Annotated in this window: 15 protein-coding genes; 8 read left to right on the top strand and 7 right to left on the bottom strand. The window is 72.3% G+C overall.

What is annotated here, in order from left to right; all coding sequences use genetic code 11:
• Nucleotides 1-12: 12 nt before the first annotated feature.
• Entirely contained in the window at nt 13-885 is an 873-nt protein-coding gene (folP, locus tag IO30_RS0101475; RefSeq protein ID WP_031138394.1) for a dihydropteroate synthase, read from the bottom strand.
• An 83-nt stretch (nt 886-968) separates the two neighbouring features.
• Nucleotides 969-2819: a phosphatidylglycerol lysyltransferase domain-containing protein gene (locus tag IO30_RS0101470; RefSeq protein ID WP_031138392.1), complete on the bottom strand. Its 1851-nt coding sequence runs from the start codon at nt 2817-2819 to the stop codon at nt 969-971.
• Nucleotides 2820-2974: 155 nt separating this feature from the next.
• Here IO30_RS0101470 and IO30_RS0101465 point away from each other — a divergent pair, with 155 nt between their 5' ends.
• On the top strand, nt 2975-4084 hold the full coding sequence (locus IO30_RS0101465) for an alpha/beta hydrolase (RefSeq protein WP_031138390.1): 1110 nt from the start codon (nt 2975-2977) through the stop codon (nt 4082-4084).
• An 81-nt stretch (nt 4085-4165) separates the two neighbouring features.
• On the opposite strand, the gene IO30_RS0101460 is transcribed toward IO30_RS0101465, so the two are convergent.
• On the bottom strand, nt 4166-5131 hold the full coding sequence (locus IO30_RS0101460; RefSeq protein ID WP_031138388.1) for an ABC transporter ATP-binding protein: 966 nt from the start codon (nt 5129-5131) through the stop codon (nt 4166-4168).
• 145 nt (nt 5132-5276) lie between these two features.
• Between IO30_RS0101460 and IO30_RS0101455 the strand changes: the two genes are divergently transcribed.
• From IO30_RS0101455 to IO30_RS0101440, 4 genes are all read left to right on the top strand, one after another.
• The gene (locus IO30_RS0101455) at nt 5277-5963 is read left to right on the top strand and encodes an ABC transporter permease (RefSeq protein WP_031138387.1); all 687 of its coding nucleotides are present in this window, start codon (nt 5277-5279) and stop codon (nt 5961-5963) included.
• Between the two features lie 4 nt (nt 5964-5967).
• Entirely contained in the window at nt 5968-6645 is a 678-nt protein-coding gene (locus tag IO30_RS0101450; protein WP_031138386.1) for an ABC transporter permease, read from the top strand.
• Between the two features lie 46 nt (nt 6646-6691).
• On the top strand, nt 6692-7681 hold the full coding sequence (locus tag IO30_RS0101445) for an ABC transporter substrate-binding protein (RefSeq protein ID WP_031138384.1): 990 nt from the start codon (nt 6692-6694) through the stop codon (nt 7679-7681).
• A 98-nt stretch (nt 7682-7779) separates the two neighbouring features.
• Entirely contained in the window at nt 7780-8850 is a 1071-nt protein-coding gene (locus IO30_RS0101440) for a hypothetical protein (protein ID WP_031138382.1), read from the top strand.
• 166 nt (nt 8851-9016) lie between these two features.
• Here IO30_RS0101440 and IO30_RS0101435 read toward each other — a convergent pair whose 3' ends face one another.
• Complete coding sequence (locus IO30_RS0101435) at nt 9017-9232, bottom strand: hypothetical protein (protein ID WP_031138380.1); 216 nt, start codon at nt 9230-9232, stop codon at nt 9017-9019.
• Between the two features lie 68 nt (nt 9233-9300).
• Nucleotides 9301-10443, bottom strand: a complete 1143-nt coding sequence (locus IO30_RS0101430) for an NADH-quinone oxidoreductase subunit D (RefSeq protein WP_031138378.1) — start codon at nt 10441-10443, stop codon at nt 9301-9303.
• 31 nt (nt 10444-10474) lie between these two features.
• On the opposite strand from IO30_RS0101430, the gene IO30_RS0101425 reads away from it, so the two are divergent.
• Together IO30_RS0101425 and IO30_RS0101420 are read left to right on the top strand one after the other, a co-directional pair.
• The gene (locus tag IO30_RS0101425; protein WP_031138376.1) at nt 10475-10966 is read left to right on the top strand and encodes a PH domain-containing protein; all 492 of its coding nucleotides are present in this window, start codon (nt 10475-10477) and stop codon (nt 10964-10966) included.
• Entirely contained in the window at nt 10963-12321 is a 1359-nt protein-coding gene (locus IO30_RS0101420) for a PH domain-containing protein (protein WP_051858911.1), read from the top strand. The genes IO30_RS0101425 and IO30_RS0101420 overlap by 4 nt, the downstream gene beginning before the upstream one ends.
• Before the next feature lie 53 nt (nt 12322-12374).
• Here IO30_RS0101420 and IO30_RS0101415 read toward each other — a convergent pair whose 3' ends face one another.
• Nucleotides 12375-13049, bottom strand: coding sequence for a response regulator (locus IO30_RS0101415; protein ID WP_031138372.1), 675 nt, complete (start codon nt 13047-13049; stop codon nt 12375-12377).
• Between the two features lie 17 nt (nt 13050-13066).
• Complete coding sequence (locus IO30_RS0101410) at nt 13067-14269, bottom strand: sensor histidine kinase (protein WP_031138370.1); 1203 nt, start codon at nt 14267-14269, stop codon at nt 13067-13069.
• 106 nt (nt 14270-14375) lie between these two features.
• Here IO30_RS0101410 and IO30_RS0101405 point away from each other — a divergent pair, with 106 nt between their 5' ends.
• Nucleotides 14376-15359, top strand: a complete 984-nt coding sequence (locus IO30_RS0101405) for an SAM-dependent methyltransferase (RefSeq protein WP_051858910.1) — start codon at nt 14376-14378, stop codon at nt 15357-15359.
• The last annotated feature ends 35 nt before the right edge of the window (nt 15360-15394 follow it).

Genomic DNA, 15394 nt, shown 5'->3' with positions numbered 1-15394 from the left:
CTCGGTCGGTGGTCACAGCGCTCCTTCCACGGCACGGGCCACCCGAACCGCGTCCGCGGTCGCCCGTACCTCATGGACCCGTACGGCCCATGCGCCCTGGTGGGCGGCGATCGCCGAGACGGCCGCGGTGGCGGCGTCGCGCTCGCGGGCGGGCGGCGGCGCGGCGCCCTCCCCGCCGGCCAGCACCCGGCCGAGGAAACGCTTCCGCGAGGCGGCGACCAGCAGGGGGAAGCCGAGGGCGCGCAGTTCGGGCAGGTGGGCGACGAGGGCCAGGTCGTGGTCGGCGTTCTTGGCGAAGCCGAGGCCGGGGTCGACGAGGAGCCGTTCGGGGGCGATCCCGCCGGCGACCACGGCGTCGATCCGGGTCCGGAGCTCGGCGGTGACCTCGGCGACCACGTCCTCGTACACGGCGAGGCTGTTCATCCCGGCGCTGAAGCCGCGCCAGTGCATGACCACGAAGGGGACCTCGGCGGCGGCGACGGCCGCGATCATCTGCGGGTCGGCGAGTCCGCCGCTGACGTCGTTGACCAGGACCGCACCGGCCTCGACGGCCCGGGCGGCGACGGCCGCGCGCATGGTGTCGACGGACACGGCGACGCCCTCGGAGGCCAGGCCGCGCACCACGGGGACGACGCGGCGCAGCTCCTCCTCCTCGTCGACGCGGGAGGCACCGGGGCGGGTGGACTCGCCGCCGACGTCGACGAGGTCGGCCCCCTGGACGACGAGGTCGAGGCCGCGCTTGACGGCAGCGGTGGTGTCGAACCAGCGGCCGCCGTCGGAGAAGGAGTCGGGCGTGACGTTGACGACGCCCATGACTCCGCAGCGGTCCCAGTCCGGCAGACCTGCGACCCGGCCCCTGCCGGTGGCTCCGCGCTTCGTGTTCATAGGTCCAAGGGTAGGGCTGACCTGGATACGGCAGGGCCCCGGAGCCTGTCGGCTGCCGGGGCCCTAGTGCTTACGACGTGGCCTCAGGCGGCCTGGACCTCGCGCTCCGCCTGCTTGGGGACCATCGTCACCGAGTGGTGCGCGCAGGTGCGGACCGGCTTGGGACGGCGGCGGCTGGCGAACAGCCGGGGCAGGGCCAGTGTCACGAAGCCCTCGGCCTGCATCGCGGCGAAGCCGATGCGGGGCAGGTCGCGGGTGGTGCGGAAGACGACGAAGCGGGGCTCCCAGCGGGGGCGGAACTTCGCGTTGAACTTGTACAGCGACTCGATCTGGAACCAGCGGGAGAGGAAGACCAGCAGGCCGCGCCACATCCGCAGCACCGGGCCGGCGCCGATCTTCTCGCCGCGGGCCAGGGCCGAGCGGAACATCGCGAAGTTCAGGGAGACCTTCTCGATCTTCAGCGCGGGGGCGGCTTCCAGGGAGGCCACGATCAGCAGCTCGTTCATGCCGGGGTCGGCGGCGCGGTCGCGGCGCATCAGCTCCAGCGACATGCCGTCCTTGCCCCACGGGACGAAGTGCAGGACGGCCTTCAGGTCGCCGAAGGGGCTGGTGTCGCCCTCCTCCACCCGGTGGGCGGTGGCGATGAAGCAGTCCCCGTCGCCCGGGTCGCCGACGCGGCCCAGCGCCATGGAGAAGCCGCGCTCGGTGTCGGTGCCGCGCCAGGCGTCGGCTGCGCCGCGGACCTGGTCCAGCTCCTTCTCGGTGAGCTCGCTGACCCGGCGGACCTTGGTGGTGTAGCCGTTGCGCTCGATGCGCTTCACCATCTGGCGGACGTTGCGCATGGCGCGGCCCGAGAGGGAGAAGTCTTTGACATCGACAATCGCCTCGTCACCCAGTTCCAGGGCGTCCAGCCCGGTCTCGCGGGTCCACACCTCGCCGCCGGTCTCGCTGCAGCCCATGACGGCCGGAGTCCAGGAGTGGGCCTTGGCCTCCTCCATGAACCGCTCGATCGCGCCGGGCCAGGCCTCGACGTCACCGATGGGGTCGCCGGACGCCAGCATCACGCCGGAGACGACCCGGTAGGTGACGGCGGCCTTGCCGCTGGGGGAGAAGACGACGGCCTTGTCGCGGCGGAGCGCGAAGTGGCCGAGCGAGTCGCGGCCGCCGTGCTTGGCGAGGAGCTCGCGCAGCTTGCCCTCGTCGTCCGCGGTGAGCCGGGCGGCCGGGTGCTCGGGGCGGAAGGCCAGGTAGATGGTGGTGAGCGCGGTCAGCATGCCGAGCGCGCCGAGGGAGTACCCGACGGTCCAGGAGACCCGGCCGGCGTAGTCGACGGGGCCCTCGAAGCCGAAGAGGCCGTAGATCACGTGCGTGATCTGCTCGTACAGGCTCGGGTTGCCGACGACCTTGTTCGGGTGGACGTTGACGATGACCAGGCCGAGCCCGATGGAGCCGGCGCTCATCAGGACGAAGTTCGCGAGCGCCTTCCAGCGGCTGCGCGGGTCGGGCAGCGCCTTGAATTCACCCTGATGGCGCAGCAGCAGGGCGAGCAGCACCGCCGCGATGACCACGCCGATGATCGAGTGCCGGTACGAGAACTGCGCCACGGCGCCCGCCGGGAGCAGCACGACGGCGGCCCGCCAGGCCCTGCGCTTGTGTCGCTTGAGGCCGTGCGCGAGCAGCAGCAGCAGAACGCCCGCGCTGATGGACAAGGCCGCTGCGAACGGGCCCAGGGAGCCCGGCAGCACCTCGGTGACCGTGTGGATCCGGCTGTGGCGGAATCGCGGGAACACCCCGGCCGCGATGTCCAGAAGGCCGACGATCATGACGGCCGTACCTACCAGGCCGGGCACCGACTCCGGCTTGGGCCCGCTGAGGATTCGGCGGACCCCGCTCGGAACCTGTCCCGACTTATCGCCATCTATCCTGCTAGACATCGCTTCCCGTTGCTCCGCGAGAGATCAAGTGGCCGAAGGCCGCGACGGCCGCCTCCGGAGTGTGGTGCGTCCAGTAGGACGACATCGACGAGGAGCGGGTTCACTCTTCCGCCGGAAAAATCCAGTCCTGCCATCAGAAAGTCGACTGACTGCTCATGGGTCTCACCAGTTATACGGTCCTGGCGCTGGCCATTCTCGCCGGTGTGCTGCTGTTCGCGGCCACCGTGTGGTTCTGGCCGAAGCTCTCGGGCCGCACCTGGCGCGCGTACGCCGGACGGATCGGACTGCTGCTGGCGACCCAGCTGGCGCTGTTCTCGGCAGTGGGTCTCGCGGCCAACAAGTCGTTCCTGTTCTACAGCACCTGGGCGGACCTGTTCGGCCAGCAGACGGCGATCGGCAAGGTCGTCGACCACTCGATGAGCAGCAAGGACATCAAGGTCGTCGACAAGCAGAAGCTGGACGTGCCGGGCGGGGCCAGGCCCCAGGTCGGCGGTCAGATCCTGAAGATTGCCATAACCGGGCAGAAGTCGAAGATAACGAGCCCCGGCTACGTGTGGCTGCCGCCGGAGTACTTCCAGCCGCAGCACAAGGACCAGAACTTTCCGGCCTCCATCGTCCTGACGGGCTACCCGGGTACCGCCGAGAACCTGATCAAAGGGCTCGACTACCCCATGAAGGCCTTCAGTTTGTCCAAGGCCGGCAAGATGAAGCCGATGATCCTGGTCATGCTCCGCCCCACCGTCGCGCCCCCGCGTGACACCGAGTGCGTGGACATACCCGGTGGCCCGCAGACCGAGACCTTCTTCGGTGTGGACCTGCCGCAGGCCATCCAGGACACCTTCCGGGTCGGCAAGGAACCCAAGAACATGGGCTTCATCGGCAATTCGACCGGCGGTTACTGCGCCCTGAAGATCGCCACGCACTACCCGCAGACCTTCGGCGCGGCCGCGGGCCTGTCGGCGTACTACGAGGCCCCGGACGACCCGACGACCGGTGACCTCTTCCACGGGGACGACAAGCTGAAGAAGCGTGCGGACGTCCTGCACAGCCTGGAGAACAAGAAGCCGACGGGTACGTCCTTCCTGGTCACCAGCAGCGAGACCGGCGAGACGAACCTCGGTGACACCAAGAAGTTCATCAAGCTGGTCAAGGGCCCGGACCGGGTCTCGTCGATCATCCTCGACAGCGGCGGCCACAACTTCAACACCTGGCGCCGCGAGATCCCGCCCATGCTGCAGTGGATGAGCGGCCGGATCGAGGCCTGAGCACCCGCCCGCCGCGGTCCGGCGGCTGCGGACCACCGGTGACCGGCCCCCCTCGGGGGCCGGTCACCGTCGTATTGGCCCTCAGACCTCTTGGAGTTGGGCCCGGCGCAGCGCGCGGTGCACGCCCTCCGGGGTCAGTACGCCGACCAGTGCGCCCGATCCCGGGTCCGTGACCCCGATGCGGCCCGAGTCCTCCTGGAGCAGGGCGGCGAGGGCCTCGCGCAGGCTCGCGCCCAGTTCCACCGCGGCGTCCGGGGTCTCCTTCCCCTGCGGCGCCGCCAGGTCGGCCTTCTCCACGGGGGTGACGGCGAGCCGCTTGAGCCCCCGGTCGGCGCCGACGAAGGAGGCCACGTACGGGGTGGCGGGGGCGCCCAGGACCGCGGCGGGGCGGGCGAACTGCTCGATGGTGCCCGCTCCGTAGACCGCGATGCGGTCGCCGAGCCTGATCGCCTCCTCCAGGTCGTGGGTGACCAGCAGGATCGTCTTGCGCACGGTCTTCTGCAGCGTCAGGAACTCGTTCTGCAGGCGTTCGCGCACCACCGGGTCCACCGCGCCGAAGGGCTCGTCCATCAGCAGCACCGGCGGATCGGCGGCGAGCGCCCGGGCCACGCCGACGCGCTGGCGCTGCCCGCCGGAGAGCTGCTCCGGGTAGCGGCCCCCGTACACGGCCGGGTCCAGGCCGACCAGTTCGAGGAGTTCGGCCGCCCGGGCGCGGGCCTTGGCCTTCGGGGTGCCGGTCAGCTGCGGCACGGTCGCCGTGTTCTCCAGCACCGTCTTGTGGGGGAAGAGGCCGACCTGCTGGATCACGTATCCGATGCGGCGCCGCAGTTCGACCGGATCGGCGGCGGAGATGTCCTCGCCGCCGAGCAGGATCCGGCCGGAGGTCGGCTCGATGAGCCGGTTGACCATCTTCATCGTGGTCGTCTTGCCGCAGCCGGACGGGCCGACGAGCGTGACCAGTTCGCCCTCGGCCACCTCGAAGGACAGGTCCTCGACGGCCGTCGTCCCGTCGGGGTAGCGCTTGGTCACGTGCTCGAATCGGATCACGGATCCATCCTTCCCTACCGGGCGTCAGGTTTTGGCGAAGACTTTGTTAGGGGAGTGTTGCCTGACTGCGAAGGAATCCGGCCATCGTCCCTGCCTGGGGTTATGGTCGCTCGTGAACACGGGTTCGATGACGGGGGGTGAGGACATGGCCGGGCAGAACTGCCTGGTGGCGAACGACTGGATCTGCTGGGACTACGTCACCTCCCGCTCCCAGGAACTCACCGACGCCACCGTCGAGCACATATGGATCACGGGCGTCTCGGTGGTCATCGGCCTCGCCGTCGCCGTCCCGCTGGCCCTGCTCGCCCGCCGCGGCCGCCGCTGGGCGGCACCCGTCCTCGGGCTGACCACCTTGCTCTACACGATCCCCTCCCTGGCCATGTTCTCCCTCCTGCTGCCGCTGTTCGGGCTGTCGGCGGCCCTGGTGGTGACCGGGCTGGTGCTGTACTCGCTGACCATCCTGGTGCGCAACGTGCTCGCCGGCCTGGAGGCCGTCCCCGAGGACGTGAAGGAAGCCGCGCGCGGCATGGGCTACGGCCCCGGGCGGATGCTGTGGCAGGTCGAACTGCCCCTGGCGCTGCCCGCCCTGCTCGCCGGGGTGCGGATCGCCACCGTCTCGACGGTCGCCCTGACCACGGTCGGCTCCATCGTCGGCAAGGGCGGACTCGGCAACCTGATCGCCCCGGCCGTGGGCAGTTCCTTCAAGGCCCAGGTGCTCACCGCGTCCGTGCTGTGCGTCCTGCTCGCGCTCGTGGCGGACCTGCTGCTGATCGCAGCGCAGCGGCTGCTGACGCCGTGGACGCGCGCCGCCCGGCCGGGCAAGGGGGCCTGAGGTCATGGGAGTGCTGGAAGGGGCCTGGGACTGGCTGGCGGACGGCGCCAACTGGTCGGGCGAGAGCGGGGTCTGGCACCGGCTCGGCGAACACGTCTACGTGAGCGGGGTCGCCCTCGCGATTGCCTGCGCCGTGGCGCTGCCCGTCGGCCTGTACCTCGGTCACCTCGGCAAGGGCGGCGCCCTCGCGGTGAACGTCTCCAACATCGGCCGGGCCGTGCCCGTCTTCGCGGTCCTCGCCCTGTTCATGGTCTCCCCGCTGCGCAACGCGGGGTACCTGCCCACCATCGCCGCCCTCGTGCTGTTCGCCGTCCCGCCGCTGCTCACCAATGCCTACGTCGGCATGCGCGAGGTCGACCGGTCCGTCGTGGAGGCCGCCCGGGGCATGGGCATGTCCGGCGGCCAGCTCTTCTGGCGGGTCGAACTCCCCCTCGCGCGGGACCTGGTCATGACCGGGCTGCGGTCGGGCGCCGTGCAGGTCGTCGCCACGGCCACGATCGCGGCCATGGTCGGCCAGGGCGGCCTCGGGCGGATCATCACCGCCGGCTTCAACACGTACAACACCGCGCAGGTCGTCGCGGGCGCCCTGCTGGTCGCGGCGCTGGCCCTGCTGGTGGAGGGCGCCCTGGTGGCGGCGGAGCGGCTGCTGCCGCGCCCGGCCGCGCGCCGGGCGGCCTCCTGACCCCCTCCCGTCCTTCCCGCCCTTCCCACTCCCTGGAGGAGAGATCATGAGCAAGTCCACGCGCGTCCTCGGCGCGGCACTGGGTGCGGTGGCCCTGACCGTCTCGCTCACCGCGTGCGGCGGCGACAGCCTGGAGAAGAGCAAGGACGGCGGCTCCGCGGCCGGCTCCTCCCCGTCCGCGGAGGGCGGCAAGGGCAGCCTGGTGATCGGTGCGGCGGGGTTCACCGAGTCCAACGTGCTGGCGGAGCTGTACTCCCAGCTCCTCAAGGACGCCGGGTACACCACCTCCATCAAGACGGTCAGCAACCGCGAGCTGTACGAGCCCTCCCTGGAGAAGGGCGAGATCGACGTCGTCCCCGAGTACGCGGCCACGCTCGCCGAGTTCCTCAACGCCAAGGTGAACGGCCCGAAGGCGCCCGAGGAGAAGCCCGTCGCGTCGAGCGACGTCGCGGCGACCGTCGCGGCGCTGGAGAAGCTGGCCGGCCCGCTCGGTCTCAAGGCGCTGCCCGCCGGTGCGGCGGTCGACCAGAACGCCTTCGCCGTATCCAAGGAATTCGCCGCGAAGAACAATCTGAAGACCCTTTCCGATCTTGGAAAGTCCGGACTGAAGGTGAAGATCGCGGCGGGCGACGAATGCGCCGTACGGCCCTTCTGCGCACCGGGGTTGAAGAAGACCTACGGAATCGATGTTTCCGGTATCGACCCGAAGGGGGTCGGCACCCCGCAGTCCAAGCAGGCGGTCAAGGACGGCACCGACCAGCTGGCGCTGACCACGACCACGGACGCCACCCTCGACAGCTTCGGCCTGGTCCTCCTCGACGACGACCAGAAGCTCCAGAACGCCGACAACGTGCTGCCCGTGGTCAACGCCAAGGACGCGGGCGCGCCCGAGGTCGCGGCCGCGCTCGACAAGCTGACCAAGGTCCTCACCACGGCCGACCTCGTCGACCTGAACCGCAAGGTGGACTCCGAGCGGGCCAAGCCGGCCGACGTCGCGAAGGCCTATCTGGAGTCCAAGGGCCTGCTGAAGAAGTAGCAGTTACACGGTTGATGGAGAAATGTGGGGTAACTGCCCGGCAAGAGATTGGCGGGCGGGTATCCCGCACGACCCCTACGCCCTGTAAATTTCGGGCCATGCCCCGTGGACGCCACCGCAATCCAGAACCCCTGCACCGGCTGCTCACGCCGACGACCGTCGCCGGTGTGTCCGTCGCGAGCGCCGGAGCGGCCTGGCTGCTCGCGGGACCCGACGACGGCACCGCGCTACGGCTGCTCGTGGCCCTCGCCGCGGCCGCCGGCGTCGCCGGAGCCGTGGTGATGCGCGCCTGGGACCGCTCGGCGGGCCGCCGGGTCGCGGAGCTCGCGCGCGAGCGGGTCAAGGACGAGTGGAAGACCGAAGAGCGGATAGCCGAGCTCGAATCCGATCTGGAGGAGGCCCGCGTCCTGCGCGGCAGGCTCGACGCCAAGCTGCGCGCCAAGCGGGTCGAACTCGCGGGCCTGCGCGGTGAGCACGCGGCGCTGCTGCGCCGGTACGCGACGGCCGAGACCGAGCGCGCCAGCGCGCTGGAGGGCCGCCGTCTGCTGGCCATCGAGGCCGCGGCCGCCCCGGCCGCCGCGCCCAGGGAGCTTCCGGCGGTCTCCGAGGAACGCACCTCGGCGGGCGCGCCCACCTCGGTCGGTTACGCCCGGGCCCACGCGGCCCTGGGCGCGCTGGCCGCCAAGCGCCGGTCCCGCGAACTGCCCGCCGCTCCCCCCGCCCCTGCTGCGCCGGCGGCCCCGGCCCCAGCCCCGGTGCCCGCCCAGGCTCCGGTTCCGGTCCCGGCCGCCGCGAAGGCCGCCCCGGCCGCACCTGCTGCGGTGCCCGCGCGCCGCCCGGCGGCCGCGGTGGCCCCGTACGCGGCGCAGCGCCGGAGCACCTCCCGCGTCGAGGGCGGCTTCGACTTCTTCGGCACCAAGAACGCGGCGCAGGCCCGGGCGGTGATCGAGGCGGTCCAGAACGAGGACCTGGCCGACGTGGTCGGCGCCGAGGCCCTCGCGGTCCACCAGGCGGAGTCGGCGCAGAGCGCCGCCGAGCCGGCCTCGGGCAAGGGCGCGGTCAAGGCCGCCACCGCCCAGACGCGTGCGGTGGGCCAGGTCATCGACCTGACGGCCCACGACGAGACCGAGCCGATCGACGTGGCGCGCCTGCGCACCGCGATCTCCTAGCCCGACAGCATCCCGCCGCAGGCCCCGTCCGCTCCCGGACGGGGCCTGCGGCGTTCGCGGGGCCGCGTACCTCACGGGCGGGGCCGACGTGCCGCCGTCCGGCATCCGGCTGAGAACCCGACGGGCTGTCCACAGCCTGTGGACAGCGTTCCGGGTGCGGGCCGCCTCAGAACAGCGGCAGCTGCCCCGGATGTTCGGACAGCACGAACCCGTCCAGCGTCGGGGCCGAGGCGCCGAGCATCACCCGGGCCCGGGAGCCGGGGCAGGACACCAGGTCGCCGCGGCCCCGTCCGGCAGGAGGGTCGTGGCGGGCGATCCGGCCGGCGGTGACGGCGCAGTCGCGGCCGCAGGCGGGGCAGGCCCGGCGGGGGGAGTGGGACATGCACCCAGTCTGCCCTGCCGCACCGGCACCGGCCGGCCCGGGAGTGCGCAACCCGCCCGGGCCCGCGGCTACTTGTCGATGTCGCCGACGACGAAGAACAGCGAGCCCAGGATCGACACCATGTCCGCGACCAGCTGCCCCGGGAGCAGCACCGCCAGCGCCTGGATGTTGTTGTACGAGGCGCTGCGCAGCTTGAGCCGGTACGGGGTCTTCTCGCCCTTGGAGACCAGGTAGTAGCCGTTGATGCCGAGGGGGTTCTCGGTCCAGGCGTACGTGTGCCCCTCGGGCGCCTTCAGCACCTTGGGCAGCCGCTGGTTGACGGGCCCGGGCGGGAGTTCGGCCATCCGGTCCAGGCAGGCCACTGCGAGGTCGAGGGCGTTGTGCGTCTGGTCCAGCAGGACCTCGAAGCGGGCCAGGCAGTCGCCCTCGGTGCGGGTGACCACCTTCAGGACGTCCTGGAGCTCGCCGTAGGCCAGGTAGGGCTCGTCGCGGCGCAGGTCGAAGTCGACGCCGGAGGCACGGGCGATCGGACCGGAGACCCCGTACGCGTGCACCGCCTCGGCGGAGAGCACGCCGACGCCGCGGGTGCGGGCGCGGAAGATCTCGTTCCCGCGGACCAGCTTGTCGTAGACGTCCATACGGGTGCGGACGTCGGCGATCGCCGTGCGGGCCCGGCCGAGCCAGCCGGCCGGCAGGTCCTCCTTGAGGCCGCCGACGCGGTTGAACATGTAGTGCATCCGGCCGCCGGAGATCTCCTCCATGACGGCCTGGAGCTCCTCGCGTTCGCGGAACGCGTGGAAGATCGGGGTGATCCCGCCCAGTTCTAGGGGGTACGACCCGAGGAACATCAGGTGGTTCAGGACCCGGTTCAGCTCGGCCAGCAGCGTCCGCATCCACACGGCCCGCTCGGGGACCTCCATGCCGAGCATCCGCTCGACGGCCATGACCACGCCGAGCTCGTTGGAGAACGCGGACAGCCAGTCGTGCCGGTTCGCGAGCATCACGATCTGGCGGTAGTCGCGGGCCTCGAAGAGCTTCTCGGCGCCGCGGTGCATGTAGCCGACCACCGGATCCGCACTGAGGATGCGCTCCCCGTCCAGGACGAGGCGCAGGCGCAGCACGCCGTGCGTGGAAGGGTGCTGGGGGCCGATGTTGAGCACCATGTCGGTGCTCTCCGCCGCTCCGCCGATGCCGACCGTGGTCTCCGTCATGGCGGCATTGTCTCAGCCATACGCTTGGGGCATGGAAACGGGGACGACGAGTGAGACGGGCAGTCCCGAGTGGGTGGGGCTGCCGGGCGGGCTGCTCACCCTGCGGCGGCTGCTGCTGGTGATCTGGATGACCTTGTTCACCGTGGTCACCGCCGTGGTGCTGGGGCTGACGGCAGGCCCCGTCTGGGCGGCCTGCGGGGCGGTGTGGCTCGCGGTCCTGGTCTGGGGCTGGGTGCTGCTCGGCCGCAACTGGCGGTCCTGGCGCTACGCCGAACGCGCGGACGACCTGCTGATCAGCAGGGGCGTGCTGTGGCGGGAGGAGACCGTGGTCCCGTACGGGCGGATGCAGCTGGTCGAGGTGGCCTCGGGCCCCCTGGAGCGCCGCTTCGGCCTGGCCTCCCTGCAACTGCACACGGCCGCCGCCGCCACCGACGCCAAGATCCCGGGGCTGGTCCCGGCCGAGGCGGAACGCCTGCGCGACCGGCTGACCGAGCTCGGCGAGGCAAGGTCGGCGGGCCTGTGACCCCCGCACCGGTGGACGGGCAGACACCGGTCCCCGCGCCGCAGCCGGCCGAGGGCCGGCGCCTGCACCCCTTCACCCCGCTGCGCCGAGCCTGGGTCCCGATCGCCGCCACGACCGGTGTGATCGTCCAGCAGGGCGACCGGGCCGGGGAGTGGCTCGCGGACCTGTCCGCCCTGCTGCGGGTGGCGGCGCTCGCCGCCCTGGTCCTCGTCTTCGGCCTGTACGGCTTCCTCAGCTGGTGGTTCACCTACTACGCCGTCACCGACACCGAGCTGCGCATCCGCACCGGGCTCTTCTTCCGGCGCACCGCGCACATCCGCCTGGACCGGATCCAGGCCGTGGACGTCACCCGGCCGCTGCTGGCCCGCGTCGTGGGGGTGGCCCAGCTGCGCCTCGACGTCATAGGCACCGAGGACCGGGACGAGCTGGCCTTCCTCTCCGAGAAGGAGGCCGTGGCGCTGCGCGCCGAACTCCTCGCCCGGGCCGCGGGCTTCGCCCCCGCCGAGGCCGTGCAGCTCGGTGAGGCACCGGAACGGGAGCTGCTGCGCGTCAGGCCGCGCGACCTCGTCGTGTCGCTGCTGCTGAGCCTGGGGGTCTGGGCGGCGCTGGCCGCCGGGATCGCGGCGCCGTTCGTCGTGTGGTGGCTCGACTGGAGCCCCTGGGCGGCCGTCGTCACCCTGCTCCCGCTGCTCGGCGCGGTGTGGGCGGGCAGCGCGGGACGGTTCCTGGCCGAGTACGACTGGACGGTCGCGGAGTCCCCCGACGGGCTGCGGCTGGACCACGGACTGCTGGACCGGGCCCACGAGACCGTGCCGCCGGGCCGGGTGCAGACCGTGCGGATCGTGGAGCCGCTGCTGTGGCGGCGGCGCGGCTGGGTCCGGGTGGAGCTGGCGGTGGCGGGTTCGAAGAACGAGGTGCTGGTCCCGGTGGCCGCGCGGGCGGACGCGTACGCGGTCGTCGCCCGGGTCCTGCCGGGCGTGGACCTGGCCGGCCTGGTCTTCGATCCGTCCCCGCGGGCCGGGTCGCGCTGGGTGGTCCCGGTGTGGTGGAAGGGCTACGGGCTGGCCGTCTCCCCGGAGGTCTTCGCGGCCCGCCGCGGGCGCCTGTGCCGCCGTACGGAGATCGTCCCGCACGCCAAGGTGCAGAGCGTCCGCCTCACCCAGGGCCCCTGGGAACGGGCCCGGGGCCTGGCCGACGTCCAGGTCGACACCGGCGCGAACGGCACGGTCACGGCCCGGCTGCGCGCAGCGGCCGAGGCCGCGACGCTCCTGGCCGAACAGGCGTCCCGCTCCCGCACCTCCCGGGCCACGGCCCGCCCGGACCGCTGGATGACCCACCCGGACCCCACGGCCTGACGCCGGGCCGGGGCCGGGCCCGTACGACCCGGACCCGGCCCCGGCCCGCGGTGTTACGCGGAGCCGCCGCCCGCGCGGACCAGGCCCGTCTCGTAGGCGAGGACGACCACCTGGACGCGGTCGCGCAGGCCCAGCTTCGTCAGGATGCGGCCCACGTGGGTCTTCACGGTGGCCTCCGACAGGACCAGTCGGGCCGCGATCTCGCCGTTCGACAGGCCCTGGGCGACCAGCAGCATGACCTCGCGCTCGCGGTCGGTGAGCCGCTCGATCTCCTTGTTCTGCGGCTCCTGCGTGCTCGACGGCAGCATCGGGGCGAAGCGGTCCAGCAGCCGCCGCGTCGTGGAGGGGGCGACGACCGCGTCCCCGCTGTGCACGGAGCGGATCGCCGCGAGCAGTTCGCCCGGCGGCACGTCCTTCAGCATGAACCCGCTCGCGCCCGCCTTCAGGCCCGAGAAGGCGTACTCGTCCAGGTCGAAGGTGGTCAGGATGATCACCTTGGGGTGTACCTCGGGCTCGCAGATCCGCCGGGTCGCCTCGACCCCGTCGAGCCTCGGCATGCGGACGTCCATCAGCACCACGTCCACCTTGGTGGCCCGCAGCACCTCCAGCGCCTCCAGGCCGTCTCCCGCCTCGGCCACGACGTCCATGTCCGGCTGGGCGGCGAGCACCATGCGGAAGCCGGTGCGCAGCAGCACCTGGTCGTCGACGAGCATCACTCGGATGGACATCAGTTACCTCGTCCTCGTCATTTCTTCTTCAGGGGGAGCAGTGCGCTGATCCGGAAGCCGCCGCCCGGCCGCGGCCCCGTGTCCAGGGTTCCGCCGACCATGCCGATCCGCTCCCGCATGCCGATCAGGCCGTGTCCGGCGCCGTCGGCGCCGCCGTCCTCGTACAGCTCGTGGGCCGCGCCCCGCCCGTCGTCCTCGATGAGCAGGCCGAGACCGTCGTCGAAGTAGATCAGCCGGACGGCGGCCTTCGCATCGGGGCCGCCGTGCTTGCGCGTATTGGTGAGCGCTTCCTGCACGATCCGGTACGCCGTCAGTTCGACGCCGCTGGGCAGTTGCCGCGGTGCGCCCTCGACCTCGAAGTCCACTTCGAGGCCGGCCGCCCGCACCTGCTCGACCAGGACCTCGATCTGTTCGACGTCCGGCTGCGGCACGTAGTCCTCGGACTCCTGCGGTTCGCCGGTGCGCAGCACCCCGAGCAGCCGGCGCATCTCGGCGAGGGCCTGGCGGCCCGTGCCGGAGATGGTCTGGAGGGCTTCCTTGGCCTGCTCGGGGGCCACGTCCATGACGTACGCGGCCCCGTCGGCCTGGACCACCATCACCGAGACGTTGTGCGCGACGACGTCGTGCAGCTCGCGGGCGATCCGGGCGCGCTCGGCGGCGACGGCCACCTTGGCCTGGGCCTCGCGCTGGTTCTCCAGGCGCTGGTTGCGCTCGATGAGCTGGGCGTAATAGGCCCGGCGGGTGCGCAGGGAGTCGCCCATGACCCAGGCCAGGACGAACGGGATGATCATGAAAACGGCGAAGAGGACGTTGTCGACGTCGCTGGTGCCCTTGTCCACGCCGTGGCGCAGGAAGTAGAGCGGGGCCGCGGCCACCCCCCAGCCCAGCGCGGTGCGCGAGACCCAGCGCGGGACCTCGCTCGCGGCGACGGTGAAGAGGATCACGAACATGGCGAGGTCGTACGTCCCCGCGACGATCCCCAGGGCCAGCTGGTAGATCCCGGCCGCGAGGGTGAGCCAGAACATCGCCCGGGTCCGCTTGCGCCGCAGGGCCACGGCGGTGCTCATGGCGAACACCACGGGGAGGGCGGCGACCTTCAGGCGGGTGTCGAGCGCGTTGTCCTCGGAGACGTTCAGCATCGAGAACCCGAAGAGGAGGACAGCCCAGAAGCTGTCGACGCCCGTCGGGTGTCTGCGGAGGAAGTCGTAGAGGCGCTGCACGTCACCCAGCGTAGGGAGTGGAGATAGGTGCTGGAGTCAACCACAGGTCCGAACCTGGCACCGGGGGCGTACTCCGCAAGGTGGAGGCGAGCTTAACCTGGGGGCGATGAGCAGCCAGGATGAACGCATTGCTCCGGTTCGGTGGCGCACGGCGATGGAAGCCGCGCTGTACGGGCCCGGCGGCTTCTACGTGCGCCCCGGCGGGCCGGGTCCCGCCGGACACTTCCGCACCTCCGTGCACGCCTCCCCGCTGTACGCGGGAGCCGTGGCCAGGCTCCTGCTGTGGCTGGACGCCGAACTGGGCCACCCGGCCGGACTGGACCTGGTGGACATGGGGGCCGGCCGCGGCGAGCTGGTGGCCGGTGTGCTCGCCGCCCTGCCGCCGGAGGTGGCCGCGCGCGTGCGGCCGTACGCCGTGGAGCGGGCGGAGCGGCCGGGCGGGCTCGACCCGCGGATCCGCTGGACCGCCGAGCCGCCCGCGGGGACCACGGGGCTGCTCTTCGCCAACGAGTGGCTGGACAACGTCCCGCTGGAGATCGCCGAGGACGGGCACTACGTCCTGGTCGCGCCCGACGGTACGGAGAGCCGGGGCGGCCCCCTGGACGAGGCGGACCGGGCCTGGCTGGAGCGGTGGTGGCCGGAGCCGGGCCGCGCGGAGATCGGCCGGGCCCGCGACGAGGCCTGGGCGGCGGCCGTGGCGACGCTGGACCGCGGCCTGGCCGTGGCGGTGGACTACGCCCACACCCGGGACGCACGGCCCCCCTTCGGCACCCTGACCGGCTTCCGCGCGGGCCGCGAGGCGGCGCCCGTCCCCGACGGCAGCTGTGATGTCACCGCGCATGTGGCACTGGACGCCTGTGCGGGACCGGGCGCGACGCTGCTCACCCAGCGCGAGGCGCTGGGCGCCCTCGGGGTCTCGGGGGCCCGGCCCCCGCTGGCCCTGGCCGGTACGGACCCGGCGGGCTACGTCCGGGCCCTGGCGGCGGCGGGCGAGGCGGCGGAACTCACCGCCCGCGGCGGCCTGGGCGCCTTCGGCTGGCTGGTCCAGCCCGTGGGCACCGCCCCGTGGCCGGGCGCGGCGCGGACCTGACACGCCGGCGGGGCCGGCTCCCGAAGGAACCGGCC

Origin of the sequence: Streptomyces xanthophaeus (genome assembly GCF_000725805.1) — a bacterium.
Taxonomy (GTDB): domain Bacteria; phylum Actinomycetota; class Actinomycetes; order Streptomycetales; family Streptomycetaceae; genus Streptomyces; species Streptomyces xanthophaeus.
This window is presented reverse-complemented; position numbering and strand designations above follow the sequence as displayed.

Excerpts from the sequence above, each read along its gene's own strand:
- folP (WP_031138394.1), bottom strand. The coding sequence starts at position 885 with ATGAACACGAAGCGCGGAGCCACCGGCAGGGGCCGGGTCGCAGGTCTG.
- IO30_RS0101470 (WP_031138392.1), bottom strand. The coding sequence starts at position 2,819 with ATGTCTAGCAGGATAGATGGCGATAAGTCGGGACAGGTTCCGAGCGGG.
- IO30_RS0101465 (WP_031138390.1), top strand. The coding sequence starts at position 2,975 with ATGGGTCTCACCAGTTATACGGTCCTGGCGCTGGCCATTCTCGCCGGT.
- IO30_RS0101455 (WP_031138387.1), top strand. The coding sequence starts at position 5,277 with ATGGCCGGGCAGAACTGCCTGGTGGCGAACGACTGGATCTGCTGGGAC.
- IO30_RS0101450 (WP_031138386.1), top strand. The coding sequence starts at position 5,968 with ATGGGAGTGCTGGAAGGGGCCTGGGACTGGCTGGCGGACGGCGCCAAC.
- IO30_RS0101445 (WP_031138384.1), top strand. The coding sequence starts at position 6,692 with ATGAGCAAGTCCACGCGCGTCCTCGGCGCGGCACTGGGTGCGGTGGCC.
- IO30_RS0101440 (WP_031138382.1), top strand. The coding sequence starts at position 7,780 with ATGCCCCGTGGACGCCACCGCAATCCAGAACCCCTGCACCGGCTGCTC.
- IO30_RS0101435 (WP_031138380.1), bottom strand. The coding sequence starts at position 9,232 with ATGTCCCACTCCCCCCGCCGGGCCTGCCCCGCCTGCGGCCGCGACTGC.
- IO30_RS0101430 (WP_031138378.1), bottom strand. The coding sequence starts at position 10,443 with ATGACGGAGACCACGGTCGGCATCGGCGGAGCGGCGGAGAGCACCGAC.
- IO30_RS0101425 (WP_031138376.1), top strand. The coding sequence starts at position 10,475 with ATGGAAACGGGGACGACGAGTGAGACGGGCAGTCCCGAGTGGGTGGGG.
- IO30_RS0101415 (WP_031138372.1), bottom strand. The coding sequence starts at position 13,049 with ATGTCCATCCGAGTGATGCTCGTCGACGACCAGGTGCTGCTGCGCACC.
- IO30_RS0101405 (WP_051858910.1), top strand. The coding sequence starts at position 14,376 with ATGAGCAGCCAGGATGAACGCATTGCTCCGGTTCGGTGGCGCACGGCG.